This is a genomic window from Ruminococcoides sp. (genome assembly GCF_057037865.1).
In genome coordinates this window covers 23,089-35,529 of the sequence record NZ_DBLZMS010000013.1, presented here as the reverse complement: position 1 = coordinate 35,529, position 12,441 = coordinate 23,089, and the positions used below count along the sequence as shown (strand labels likewise).

The following is a 12,441-nucleotide window of genomic DNA, read 5'->3' as shown; positions in this document are numbered from 1 at the left end:
GCATTCAGCTTGGCAGTACTAATAGGTCGAGGGCTTGACCACAAGATTTCTTTGGTCAGCTGTGTAGTATATACTTTAACCCGATTGGTCATTCCAATATGAATTTAACTAATATCTCCTTAATCCTCTTCCTTTATTCAGTTTTCAGGGTGTTTACCCTTTTATATACACCGAGTAATCGGTGGTTCATTTGAACTTTCAGCACCACATAATGTGGTGCTTTTTTGTTTATATTTTACAAAAAAGTAAAGGGATATTTTATAGCCGAAGATTGAAATAGTATTGATTATAATTACTGTATATGGTACAATGATAACAGTTCTAAAAACTATGATGTAAATTTGGATGGTACAGCACATTGATACAGAAGATGATATAGGGGGATAAACAATGAAAAAATTATTATCAATCATACTCGTTGGAATTTTGGCGGTTTCATCTTTCATTTTAACAACATTTGCTGCTGAAAATGAAAAGTCCGAAACTGAAATAGAGCGTGAGAAACTTGGCTGGCTTCTTGACGCATTTAAAATTCTCAACACAAACATTGGTGAGGCGAGAATCTATAACTGTGTTGCAGGTGATACATATAATGATGCATACAATCTTTATAATCAGGACGAACTTGCAACAGCCGAGGAATATAAAAATATGAAGGACAAGCTGTATAGTGCCGCTTATAACCTTCATGTTGATGTTGCATATGCTAAAACTGCTTACGATAATGCCTGTAAGGAACAGAATTACAACAACTGGTATTCTGATGAGCAATGGAACGAATTTCAGTATAAGCTTGCTGATTTAAAAACCGACTTAGAGCCGTATATTGCAGGCACTAATGATTACGATGTTTGGGCTATTACAAATGCCTACAATGAACTTCTTGCTGTGTACAACAAGATGACGAATGCCTATACTTTAAAAGGTGATGTGAACAAAGACGGTGTTGTTAATGTTGTCGATGCTACCCTTATTCAGAAATATATCGCCCATGAGGTTGAATTTACAGGTGCGCAGAAGATGTTAACAAATGTAGCAAAGTATGAAAGCGATATATCGGTCATTGCCGCTACTGATTTACAAAAATTTATTGTTGGTCTTAATGGTGACTTTGGAAACAATCATATTTTCCTTGACGAGCAGGATGGTATACAGTATTTTGATGATACAATGCGTTGGTATGCTTACGGTAACTATAATATTTCTCCAAGGTACCCGTACATTACCTATGGCCCGTATGTTAAAAATGAGCATACAGACTTTTTCGTAGTCGGTTATTACGATATGATGTGTAAAGAACACGGCTATACAAAATAATTTCTTCAGATTAAAATTGAAAATATAAAATCGGCGGAAGTAATGCACAAACACATTACTTCCGCTGTTTTTGTTTTATCGGAATATTTAATTTACTTCCGAAAATCAATTAAGATGATTTTGTCATTTTTCTTGCCTTTAGTTTATTATTTGCTTTAGTAAATACTTTGCCTTGTTCAATGAACAATTGTTGCTGTTCATTTGTCATTGAGCGGAATACACGAAGTAACTCTACTTCCGCAAGACTATTTGTTTTGTTTTCCTGTATGCCCAAAAGATAGTCTGCCGATACATTAAAATATAAGGCTATTCTTTTTAAGGTTTCAAAATCAGGCTCGCTTACACCTTGTACATATCCACCTATTGTTGACGGGGCAATATTAAGGTCATTTGCAAATTGCTTTTGTGTAATGTCAAACTCATCTATAAGCAAGCGTAATTTTTCACTGAATTTCATAGTAATCACCCATAATTATTTTAATGGAAGATACGCAATAATGGTTAAAAATACTAAATACTAGTTGACAAAACTAGAAACACGGATTACAATATATAAAAAAGTGCTTTACATTTAAATCTTAAATAGTACAAGATATATCAACTCTTGTAAATAGGTGACAAAATCTTTGAAATTATAAACAGATACAATAATCCTGTTGATTGTTAGGTATGAACAAATCAGCAAGAACATACTGCAAAATAATTTATACGGAAAGGAAATTACTATGAGCAAATATACGCATGAACAGGAAGTTGAAATTGTTAAAGACGCTATGATGCTTACAGCGGCAATAAAAATCGGTGAGGAAGAGTTGTCTAAACAAAAATGCAAAAAATTTAAAGCTAAACCCACAACTCCGGTGCATAAACAACTTGAAGTTCCCAAAGTGACCATTAAAATGCCTCCTGAGCCAAAAGTAAACTATACTTTTACAGATTTTCTCAGAGGCGAAATTTTGTATATCGTTATATCTCTCTTGGTTTGGCCGTTTATACTCTACGCATTTGTAAAATATTGCGAAAAGAAGCGTGCTATGTTGAATGAACTAATGCAAAGGGATGATTATCAATCAGCGGTTAAAAATGCAAAAGAATCCGCTTTGGCTGAACAGCAGAAAATTAACGAAGAGGTTGCAAAGCAACAAGCCGATATTGATAAGAAATATGAGTCGGACCTTGAACAGTATAATAATGTGATTATACCGTCATACAATCAAGAATACGAATCTTGGAAAATTGCCAAGAAAATTAAAATTGAAATGCTTGATGAAGAGGTTCAGTTTAACAAAGATACGCTTGAAGCTTTGTACGCATCAACTCAGCTTATTTCAAACAGATACAGGAACTTTGTAATTTTGCAATGGTTGTATGATGAGTTAAGCACATCCGATATTACTTATGAACGAGCAGTAGATTTATATAATGAAGAGAGTTTAAAAAATACCGTTATCAATGCCAGCGGCAGAGTTACGGGAGCTATTAACAGTATGCATTCTTCTATGATTTCGGGCTTTGACGCACTTTATGATGCAGTAGATGAGGGAAATGAAGTTCTTGCAAAAACACGAAGAGATCAAAACCTTGCAAATACAGCAGGCATTATTCAGCGTCATAACCTTAATAAAATGATGAAATCACAGAATGCTAAGTTAGATGAACATTTCAATAAATAAAATGTTGTTAATCTTTGATTTGAACTTATATTATACATACGATGAACTATAAATTATAGGAGAATGATTATGAATTTCGATTCAAAAAATGTTATGAGTTTTGCCATAAATGCAATTGACAGCCTTACTCGTACGGTTATGAAAGAAAAGTACGGTGATGACTGCAAAACAATGTTTTGGGAAAATACATATATCAAACATCAGATTGATAACAGAGAAAACGGTAAACAGTTTACTACCGAACAGCACATAAAGGCTATGGTTTACTCAATGCTCAGCAACGGTGGCAGATGGAGTAAATTCATGGAATATTTTGATATTGATACAGGTGAAATAACAGCAGTTGATAAGATTTTCCACGGCTACAATCCTGACTATATTCTTAGCTGTAATCCTGACGATTTGGCTAATAATATTATGGGTTTTGCACTTGGAAATAAATCTGTCGGAGCTCAGATGAGGGCTTTAGTATTTGATAATGTACCGAAATTGCTTAAGTTTGAAAAAGAGTACGGCAGTATTGATAATTACTACAATACATTTGTTGAAAAGGATACTTCCCTCAAAAGCCTTGTTAGTAATCTTGCTGACGGTAAGAGTGAAGATAAGATGACTCAAATGGCAGTTTCGCTTGTTGCCGAATATCTCAGAAATGTAGGCTATGATATAGCAAATCCTAATAGTTACATAAAGAAAGTCCTTGGCTGTAACGGATTAGAGTTTACCGACAGTGAGGAAGTTCAGAATTACGATGTATTTGACATCATTTCGGAAACAGCTAAGCTTATTGGGAAACGTCCTGCTGAAGTTGATTACATTTTATGGTTAGCTTGTTCAGAAAATTTCATTTAGTAACTTTTTCGTGAAATTAAAGCAGAGTATATTTAACTTAATTCCCGTTTTTCGTTAATTCCGATTTATGGGATTGTAGGTCAATATACTCTGCTTTTTGTATTTTATAATCGGTTTCTTTTTTTGGTGTCGGCGTTAATTTTATTCGGATTATCTTGTAAAGTCGGCGACACAACGGTTATATATGGGTAGAGTTCTTCGTATGAATCAGCCTCGGCGGGATTTTTTACTGCGGTGGGGATAAGACCTGTACAATCCTGATTTGAACAGGTGTTAAGCTCTAAATCACTTGGTGTTAAAATCTTTTTGTAATCGGGTACTTTGCGTTTCATCTGCACACTTCCTTTGTTATAGTGTGCATAACTACAGATAAAATATACACTATTTATGCTAAAAACTGCACCCGTAAAATCAGGTGCAGTTGAATTCTTTTGTTATTTTACAATAAGTTTCTTGATTTTGAACACATCGCCGTCCATAACCTTATATGTACTGCGGAGTTCGCCGTCAATCTCGGGTGAAATGCTCTGGTGAATGTACAGGCTGTCGATACCGAAATCAGCCGCACCGCCGATATCGCTGATATAGTCGTTGCCAATCATAATTGACTCGCTCTTTTCAAGTCTGTAACGGTCAAAAAGTGTTTTGAAATATTTTTCGTCAGGCTTAGAACATTCTTCGTCAGAGCTGATGCAAATGCCGTCAAAATATTTTGTCAGATCAAACATATTCAGCTCATTTTCTGTGAATGAACGCTGTGCGTTTGAGAGAAGATAAATCTTTTTGTCTTTTGCCTTGAGAGTGTCGAGAAGATCAAGTACACCGTCATAAAGCTTGATGTACTTTGTTGAGTAGCAACGGAATGCCTCGGCAATAAAAAGCACCTCGGCTTTTGTAACCTTAACGCCTTTCTGTGTAAATAGCTTACGGAAAACCTTTTCAATTTTGATGTCAACAACTTTTGTGTCGGGAGACTTCTTGAGAACAGCCTTTTTTTCAGCCTGAACAAGTCTGTCGTACTCTTCGTTAAGCTCGTCATATGTGTAGTGTGCACCCTTGTAGGCATAGAGAATGGCAATTTTCTTCCACAAATCATCGTTCCATTCATCTGTATTAATGTCGATAAGAGTGCCGTATAAGTCAAAAATGTAATTATTGTACATTTTTTGTCCTCCGAAACAAATTTCTAACTTTTATGTGTCTATTGTACCAGTTTTTTATCCTGATTGCAATAGCAGAATTTTTGTGTTATACTGGAGAAAACAGTATTTAATCGCGTTTTTGCATTTTTTAAAATTACGGGGTGAATTTATGACTAAAAAAGAAATTGCCGTGAACGCTGTTCATGCCTTGAAAAAAGAATATCCCGACGCAATATGTTCGCTTGTCTACACAGATCCGTTGCAGCTGCTCATTGCAACAAGGCTTGCCGCTCAATGCACGGACGCAAGGGTTAATATGGTCACTCCTTCGTTGTTTGACAGGTTCAAAACGGCTCAAGATTTTGCCGACTCAACTCCCGAAGAAGTTGCTGAGTATATAAAAAGCTGCGGACTTTATAAGACCAAATCAAAAGATATTGTCGAAATGGCAAGAATGCTTTGTGACGATTTTGGCGGTGTCGTTCCCGATAATATTGACGATTTGACAAAACTCCCCGGAATCGGCAGAAAAACCGCAAATCTTGTGTGCGGTGACATTTTCGGTCAGCCTGCGGTTGTGGTTGATACACATTGCATACGCATTACAAAAAGGCTCGGACTTCACGATTTAAAGGATCAGAAAAAGATTGAATTTGCATTGCGTGAGCTTTTGCCGCCCGATGAAAGCAACGATTTTTGTCACCGACTTGTTCTGCACGGCAGAGCAGTCTGCACCGCAAGAAAGGCAAAATGTGAAGAATGCTGTATGAACGGATTTTGCCCGAAGAAAATCTGACAGAGGGATTTGTATGGATAAGATGAAAGATATAAAGCTGATTGCGCTTGACCTTGACGGCACAACTCTTGCCGACAGCGACACCTTGAGCAAACGAACGCAAACTGCCATTGAATCTGCGATCAAAAGCGGAATAACCGTTGTTGCGGCAAGCGGCAGACCGTTCGTTATGATGCCCGACAGCGTGATGAACATTGTCGGTCTGGACTATGCGATTACCTCGAACGGTGCTGTAATAAGCAAGTGCGGTAAAACGGTTCACCGTTCGCTGATTTTACCCGATGATGTGTTGAAAATTCTCGGTGCTGTGCGTAATGACGATGTTATTCTTGAGGGATTTATTGACGGATTTACATATGCCGATGTCAGATATGTGCATAGACCGCTTGACTACGGCTGTGAGCCTGAATATTTTGAATACACCCGTTCATGCCACGGCAAGATTGTCGATATGAGAAGCTTTTTGAGCAAGCATAGAAATGAGCTTGACCTCATCAGCATTATAAGTACGGACGAAAAGCTTCGCAACAGGCTGTGGAGCAGTATCGAAAAGGCTTGCAACAGCGTTGAAATTACGACTTCAACCGACCATTTTGTCGAGATTATGTCGGCAGAGGCATCAAAGGCGAAGGCACTCCTGCGTTTGTGTGACTTTTTGAATATCGGCATGGAAAATGTCGGCGCCTGCGGAAATGCAGATAACGACGCCGACATGATTGCCGAGTCGGGACTTGGTGCGGCTGTTGAAAATGCAAGTCAAAAATGCCTTGCCCGTGCCGATATCGTAATCCCGTCAAATAATAACGATGGTGTTGCACAATTGATTGAGAAAATTCTTAAAAATTGATTGTAATAATGCGGCGGTAATTTCATATTTCATATAAACAAAAAACAGTCGGGAAGACATTGTTTTGCATTTTGCAAACTGTCTTCCCGACTTTCATTTTCCATTTTCAACTTTTCGTTTTCAATTTTTTAAGCATTTCCTCATGGTCGGCTTTAAGTGCTTTGATAAGCGTCAGACTGTCCCAGTCTTTGCTTGTGGGAGTGATAACCGCCTTGAGCGGAACTCGTCCGACACCGCATTTGTTCAGTGCCTTGATGAGCGAATCAATTGTTTTATTCGTGAAATTGTGCATGACAATCATTTCTTCGTCAAAGCCGTCACCGTCAAACTTTTCTGCCGCAGGCTCAATGCCCTTGATGCCTGCAAGGAAACCGATAGGCTGATTGAAATCTTCTTTTTCAACCTTTTTAACCTGAATTTTCAACGGCATAAGTGCAAACTTTGCCTTGCGAAATCCTTCGTCCGAAAAGTTGTAAAACATAGCAAGTTCTTTCATATCTTCACCGTTAATCCGTATCAAGCTTGAGAACCGCCATAAATGCCTCCTGCGGAACTTCAACAGAACCGAGCTGGCGCATACGCTTTTTACCTTCTTTTTGCTTTTCAAGGAGTTTTTTCTTACGGGAAATATCACCGCCGTAGCACTTGGCAAGTACATCCTTACGCATAGCCTTTACGGTTTCTCTGGCAATAATTTTACCGCCGATGCAAGCCTGAATCGGAATTTCAAAGAGCTGTCTCGGAATCTTTTCCTTTAACTTCTCAGCCATCTTCCTTGCCCTTGAATATGCCTTGTCGGCGTGAATGATGAACGAAAGTGCATCGACAACCTCGCCGTTGAGCATAATATCAAGCTTAACAAGGTTGCTCTGAACATATTCTTTAAGCTCATAGTCGAATGATGCATAACCTCTTGTGCGTGATTTGAGCGTGTCAAAAAAGTCGTAGATTATCTCGGCAAGCGGAAGTACATAGTGTAAATCAACACGGTCGGCATCAATATACTGCATATCGACAAAAGTTCCTCGTCTGTCCTGACAAAGCTCCATAATATTGCCGACATATTCCTTAGGTGCATAGATGTGAGCATCTGTTACAGGCTCTTCCGCCATTTGAATAAGTGACGGATCGGGGTAGTTTGTCGGGTTGTCAATCATCTCAACCGTGCCGTCTGTGCGTGTGATTCTGTAAATTACACTCGGTGCGGTTGTGATGAGGTCAAGCTGATATTCTCTTTCAAGTCGCTCCTGAATGATTTCCATGTGGAGCAGTCCCAAAAATCCGCAACGGAAACCGAATCCGAGGGCAACCGATGTTTCGGGATCAAACGAAAGAGCCGCATCGTTAAGCTGAAGCTTTTCAAGTGCATCTTTAAGATCACCGTATCTTGCGCCGTCAACAGGGTAGATACCGCAGAAAACCATAGGCTGTGCCTCACGGTAGCCGGGGAGCGGTTCTTCTGCGGGATTTGATGTGAGTGTAACCGTGTCGCCAACCTTTGCGTCTGCAAGAGTCTTGATTGAACCCGTGATGTAGCCAACCTCGCCTGCATAAAGACCGTCTGTCTTTTCGGGAGCGGTTGCGTGCATAAGTCCGCACTCAACAACATTGAACACACTGCCCGTTGCCATAAGCTTGAATTCATCGCCCGGGTGAATCTGTCCCTCTTTGAGCCTTACATATATAATTACGCCCTTGTAGCTGTCGTAGTAGCTGTCAAAAATCAATGCACGCAGAGGAGCGTTGATGTCGCCTGTCGGAGCAGGAATATCGTGAACAACCTTTTCAAGAACTGCGTGAATGTTGATTCCTGCCTTTGCGGAAATTTTCGGAGCATCCTCGGCAGGAATACCGATTACATCTTCGATTTCCTGAATAACCCTGTCGGGGTCGGCACTCGGCAAATCAATTTTGTTGACAACGGGAACAATTTCAAGTCCGCTGTCAACGGCAAGATATGTGTTTGCAAGAGTCTGCGCCTCAATGCCCTGTGATGCATCAACAACAAGAATAGCTCCCTCACAAGCTGCCAGTGAACGGGAAACCTCGTAGTTAAAGTCAACATGACCGGGGGTGTCGATGAGGTTAAAAAGATATTCTTCCCCGTCATCGGCTTTGTAGATAACGCTTACCGCCCTCGCCTTGATTGTAATGCCACGCTCACGCTCAAGATCCATGTCATCAAGCAACTGCGCCTCCATGTCCCTTTCGGAAACGGAGTTGGTCTGCTCAAGAATTCTGTCCGCAAGCGTACTCTTGCCGTGGTCAATGTGAGCAATAATGCTGAAATTTCTTATTTTATCCTGTGGAAAAGACAATGCTAATCACCTTTTTCTTTAATGCCTGAATTTTAATGAGTTATGTTCTGTAAATTATTATACCAATTCTGCCGAATAAAGCAACCGTATTTGATTAAATCGGTGGGAGAAATTGTGACTCAAATCAGTAGCGCCGTTCCCTATTCGTGCAGACAGTTTGAAAAATCCGCAACATATTTTGCCCGAGCGTAGCATTGTTACCGTTTGTACAAACAGTAGCGGCGTTCAGTGAACGCCAATCGAAACGATTGTAAAATCGGTTCGATTAAATACAAACCATTTGTTTATCGTATGTTATTGATTAAAACGCTTATTGCAGATGTATATTTGTTCGTTTTGGTTTTGCAACCAAAGCGAATGGCGGTCACTGACCGCCGCTACGGTTAAGCAATATTGATTTATTTATCATCATAACTCCCTAAATTATAACATATGGCAATCTCTTTCACAAGCAAAAAAATCGTTGCAGTATGCGGTTTTCGGTGCTATACTGGGCATATATGAAATTGACTTGTAAAAGGAGAAATTGGTATGACAAAAGGTGAAATTGCTAAGAATAATTTTATGCAGGGCTACAACTGCGCTCAGGCTGTATTGCTTGCATTTTGTGACGATTTGGGCTTTGATGAACAGACTGCTCTTATGCTTGCGTCGCCGTTTGGCGGTGGAATAGGCAGAATGCGTGAGGTCTGCGGTACTGTTACGGGAATGTATATGGCTTTAGGTCTTGCAAGGGGTTACAGTGACAGCAAGGATAATGCCGACAAAAAGCGTGTTTACACCGAGGTTCAGCAGCTTGCCGAAAAGTTCAAAGAGGACAACGGTTCAATCATCTGCCGTGACCTTCTCGGTATGAGAGCAAAGGCAAAGGATACCCCGACTCCGTCTGAGAGAACAGAAAAATATTATGCCGCCCGTCCGTGTCCTGAATTGTGCAGATATGCAGCGGATTTGCTTGATGAATACTTAAAGAATAAAAAAGGCTGAGGGGCGTTGCTTTGATTTGAAACTTATGCCTGCAAACAGTTGAATTTGGGAATAAATTGTGATAAAATGTTTAAAATAGGGCATTAGTCTAATGCGGTTAATTTTGAAAATTACCTTGAAAGGGGAATTGTGATATGTGCGGCATAGCCGGCTTTATGGGACAGGTTGAAAACAGAGCCGATGTCATCAGAAATATGACAGAGGTTATTACTCACCGTGGTCCCGACTCGGACGGATTTTTTACGGACGACAATATTTCCATGGGATTTCGCAGACTTTCCATTATTGACCTCGGTGCAGGTCATCAGCCTATATACAATGAGGATAAAAGCCTTGTTCTCACATTCAACGGTGAAATTTATAACTACAAGGATTTGAGAAAAGAACTTATCGCAAAAGGTCATAAGTTCTATACAGATACAGACAGTGAAGTGCTTGTTCACGGCTTTGAAGAGTGGAAAGAAGATATGCTCCCAAAACTCCGTGGTATGTTCGGCTTTGCTATTTACAACACAAAGGATAATTCACTTTTTATTGCCCGTGACTTTTTCGGCATTAAGCCGATGCACTACACTCAGATAGGCAATGACTTTGTCTATGCAAGTGAAATCAAGAGTATTCTTGAATATCCTAAGTTTGAAAAGAAATTCAACAGAAAGGCACTTGATTCGTACCTTTCATTCCAGTATGCAGTTCCGCCCGAAACTTTCTTTGAGGGTGTTTACTGCCTTATGCCCGGTCACTACCTCTGGTACAAAGACGGCGAGGTTGAAACTACCCGTTACTTTGAGGCTCGTTTCAATCCCGACGAAGAAATGACGGAGGAAGAGGCTGTTGACAGAATTGAAAAGGTTTTTGAAAATTCCGTAAACGCTCACAAAATTGCCGATGTTGAGGTTGGTTGTTTTCTTTCAAGCGGTGTTGACTCAAGCTATGTTTCAACATATTTTGCCGATCAGAAAACATTTACAGTCGGCTTTGACTTTGGTGAAAAATATAACGAAATCAGCTGGGCAAAAAATCTCAGCGAAAAAATCGGTGTTGAACATCACACTCACCTTATCTCAAGCGAAGAATTCTGGGACGCTGTTCCGACTGTTCAGTACCATATGGACCAGCCGCTTGCAGATCCGTCATGTATCGCACTTTACTTTGTATCCCGTCTTGCAAGCCATTATGTAAAGGTTGTCCTTTCGGGTGAGGGTGCAGACGAATTGTTCGGCGGTTACACTTGCTACAACGATCCGAGAGTGTTCAAAATTTATCAGACAATTGTCCCGCATTGCATCAGAAAGGCAATAAGAGCAATCTGCAGAAAGCTCCCCGACATCAAGGGCAGAGATTATCTTATCCGTGCCTGTGACAAGCTTGAGGAGCGTTATATCGGTAACGCATTTATGTATGACTACAAGCAGAAGCAGGAGCTTTTGAAAGATCCGTCAATTGCAACACGCCCACAGGATCTTACAAGAAAATATTATTATCGTTGCCGTAAGTATGACGATGTTACAAAAATGCAGTATCTCGACATCAATATGTGGATGGTCGGTGATATCCTTCTTAAAGCCGACCGAATGAGTATGGCTAACTCGCTTGAACTTCGTGTTCCTTTCCTCGATAAGGAGGTTTTCAAGGTTGCGTCATCGCTCCCGACAAAACTGCGCTGCAACAAGCACAACACAAAGTATGCAATGCGTAAGGCTGCCGTTCGCCATATGCCTGAGGCTACTGCCGAAAAAGAGAAACTCGGTTTCCCTGTACCGACAAGAGTATGGCTTCGTGACGAGAAGTATTATAATGTTGTAAAGACTAAGTTTAAGGGCAAAACTGCCGAGAAATTCTTCAATACAGATGTCCTTGTTTCATGGCTCGACAGTCATTTCAGCGGAAAAGAAGATAACAGCAGACGAGTTTGGACAATTTATGTGTTCCTCGTATGGTATGATATCTATTTTGATGAGGACAGCGAAAAGGTTGAAAAGCCTGTAAATCACCTTGATGAACTCAAGGCTGTTGCCGAGGCGAGAAGAGAAAAGCAGATTGACGCTCCGGGTGAGGTAATTATGGCTGCCGCAGAGGAGATTGACGAAAATTACGATGCTCCGAACTTTGGCGTTGACAAGTCAAAAAAAAATGACGAATCTGCCGAAAAAGCGGAAGGACCCGTAAAAGAGGAATCTGCGGAAGATGTGACAGAGGGAGTTGAAGTTCCCGATGACGGTAATGAGCCTGCAATCGTTGAGCCTGAGGAAGAACCCGAGGTTAAAGAAGAGCCTAAAAAAGAGGAGTATGTGAACATCTCAAATCCCGAGGATAACGAGATTTACGACGCTCCGAAAAAGCCGTCAACTCCCCAGGAGCAGATGCAGATGGCTATTGACAGCATAGAAAAAAGATCAAAATATCTTGACGAGCCGAATGTAATTTCAGACGAGGCTGTTGACAATATCGTAAACTCAATCTCATTCTTTGATGATGAGGACGATAAAAATTAATCAAAGTTATTAAA

The 12,441-nt window shown here is 40.2% G+C and carries 12 protein-coding genes; 7 read left to right on the top strand and 5 right to left on the bottom strand.

Annotation, left to right across the window (positions count from 1 at the left end):
- Window positions 1–390: 390 nt before the first annotated feature.
- Complete coding sequence (locus tag AC2HW8_RS09925) at window positions 391–1,317, top strand: dockerin type I repeat-containing protein (RefSeq protein ID WP_046433234.1); 927 nt, start codon at window positions 391–393, stop codon at window positions 1,315–1,317.
- A 109-nt stretch (window positions 1,318–1,426) separates the two neighbouring features.
- Here AC2HW8_RS09925 and AC2HW8_RS09920 read toward each other — a convergent pair whose 3' ends face one another.
- Window positions 1,427–1,774 carry a helix-turn-helix domain-containing protein gene (locus AC2HW8_RS09920; RefSeq protein ID WP_117847273.1) on the bottom strand — a complete coding sequence of 116 codons (348 nt, stop codon included), beginning with the start codon at window positions 1,772–1,774 and terminating at the stop codon, window positions 1,427–1,429.
- Between the two features lie 268 nt (window positions 1,775–2,042).
- On the opposite strand from AC2HW8_RS09920, the gene AC2HW8_RS09915 reads away from it, so the two are divergent.
- On the top strand, window positions 2,043–2,990 hold the full coding sequence (locus AC2HW8_RS09915) for a hypothetical protein (RefSeq protein WP_117951967.1): 948 nt from the start codon (window positions 2,043–2,045) through the stop codon (window positions 2,988–2,990).
- Window positions 2,991–3,059: 69 nt separating this feature from the next.
- Window positions 3,060–3,842 carry a hypothetical protein gene (locus tag AC2HW8_RS09910; RefSeq protein WP_117951964.1) on the top strand — a complete coding sequence of 261 codons (783 nt, stop codon included), beginning with the start codon at window positions 3,060–3,062 and terminating at the stop codon, window positions 3,840–3,842.
- A gap of 104 nt (window positions 3,843–3,946) precedes the next feature.
- On the opposite strand, the gene AC2HW8_RS09905 is transcribed toward AC2HW8_RS09910, so the two are convergent.
- Both AC2HW8_RS09905 and AC2HW8_RS09900 read right to left on the bottom strand, forming a co-directional pair.
- Window positions 3,947–4,174, bottom strand: a complete 228-nt coding sequence (locus AC2HW8_RS09905; protein WP_117951961.1) for a hypothetical protein — start codon at window positions 4,172–4,174, stop codon at window positions 3,947–3,949.
- 102 nt (window positions 4,175–4,276) lie between these two features.
- Window positions 4,277–5,005, bottom strand: a complete 729-nt coding sequence (locus tag AC2HW8_RS09900; RefSeq protein WP_484327512.1) for an HAD family hydrolase — start codon at window positions 5,003–5,005, stop codon at window positions 4,277–4,279.
- A gap of 148 nt (window positions 5,006–5,153) precedes the next feature.
- On the opposite strand from AC2HW8_RS09900, the gene nth reads away from it, so the two are divergent.
- Window positions 5,154–5,780 (top strand): endonuclease III, encoded by a 627-nt coding sequence (nth, locus tag AC2HW8_RS09895; protein ID WP_021882677.1) that lies wholly within the window; start codon window positions 5,154–5,156, stop codon window positions 5,778–5,780.
- 13 nt (window positions 5,781–5,793) lie between these two features.
- Entirely contained in the window at window positions 5,794–6,627 is an 834-nt protein-coding gene (locus AC2HW8_RS09890; protein WP_484327511.1) for an HAD-IIB family hydrolase, read from the top strand.
- A 106-nt stretch (window positions 6,628–6,733) separates the two neighbouring features.
- On the opposite strand, the gene AC2HW8_RS09885 is transcribed toward AC2HW8_RS09890, so the two are convergent.
- Window positions 6,734–7,147 carry a DUF3783 domain-containing protein gene (locus AC2HW8_RS09885; RefSeq protein ID WP_484327510.1) on the bottom strand — a complete coding sequence of 138 codons (414 nt, stop codon included), beginning with the start codon at window positions 7,145–7,147 and terminating at the stop codon, window positions 6,734–6,736.
- On the bottom strand, window positions 7,134–8,945 hold the full coding sequence (lepA, locus tag AC2HW8_RS09880; RefSeq protein ID WP_021882680.1) for a translation elongation factor 4: 1,812 nt from the start codon (window positions 8,943–8,945) through the stop codon (window positions 7,134–7,136). The genes AC2HW8_RS09885 and lepA overlap by 14 nt, the downstream gene beginning before the upstream one ends.
- 531 nt (window positions 8,946–9,476) lie before the next feature.
- On the opposite strand from lepA, the gene AC2HW8_RS09875 reads away from it, so the two are divergent.
- Both AC2HW8_RS09875 and asnB read left to right on the top strand, forming a co-directional pair.
- Window positions 9,477–9,932 carry a C-GCAxxG-C-C family protein gene (locus AC2HW8_RS09875; protein ID WP_484327509.1) on the top strand — a complete coding sequence of 152 codons (456 nt, stop codon included), beginning with the start codon at window positions 9,477–9,479 and terminating at the stop codon, window positions 9,930–9,932.
- Between the two features lie 134 nt (window positions 9,933–10,066).
- Complete coding sequence (gene asnB, locus AC2HW8_RS09870; protein ID WP_484327508.1) at window positions 10,067–12,427, top strand: asparagine synthase (glutamine-hydrolyzing); 2,361 nt, start codon at window positions 10,067–10,069, stop codon at window positions 12,425–12,427.
- The last annotated feature ends 14 nt before the right edge of the window (window positions 12,428–12,441 follow it).

What these genes read in the sequence shown, in the direction of transcription:
- AC2HW8_RS09925 (WP_046433234.1), top strand. Translation starts at nt 391, where the DNA reads ATGAAAAAATTATTATCAATCATACTCGTTGGAATTTTGGCGGTTTCA.
- AC2HW8_RS09920 (WP_117847273.1), bottom strand. Translation starts at nt 1,774, where the DNA reads ATGAAATTCAGTGAAAAATTACGCTTGCTTATAGATGAGTTTGACATT.
- AC2HW8_RS09915 (WP_117951967.1), top strand. Translation starts at nt 2,043, where the DNA reads ATGAGCAAATATACGCATGAACAGGAAGTTGAAATTGTTAAAGACGCT.
- AC2HW8_RS09910 (WP_117951964.1), top strand. Translation starts at nt 3,060, where the DNA reads ATGAATTTCGATTCAAAAAATGTTATGAGTTTTGCCATAAATGCAATT.
- AC2HW8_RS09905 (WP_117951961.1), bottom strand. Translation starts at nt 4,174, where the DNA reads ATGAAACGCAAAGTACCCGATTACAAAAAGATTTTAACACCAAGTGAT.
- AC2HW8_RS09900 (WP_484327512.1), bottom strand. Translation starts at nt 5,005, where the DNA reads ATGTACAATAATTACATTTTTGACTTATACGGCACTCTTATCGACATT.
- nth (WP_021882677.1), top strand. Translation starts at nt 5,154, where the DNA reads ATGACTAAAAAAGAAATTGCCGTGAACGCTGTTCATGCCTTGAAAAAA.
- AC2HW8_RS09890 (WP_484327511.1), top strand. Translation starts at nt 5,794, where the DNA reads ATGGATAAGATGAAAGATATAAAGCTGATTGCGCTTGACCTTGACGGC.
- AC2HW8_RS09875 (WP_484327509.1), top strand. Translation starts at nt 9,477, where the DNA reads ATGACAAAAGGTGAAATTGCTAAGAATAATTTTATGCAGGGCTACAAC.
- asnB (WP_484327508.1), top strand. Translation starts at nt 10,067, where the DNA reads ATGTGCGGCATAGCCGGCTTTATGGGACAGGTTGAAAACAGAGCCGAT.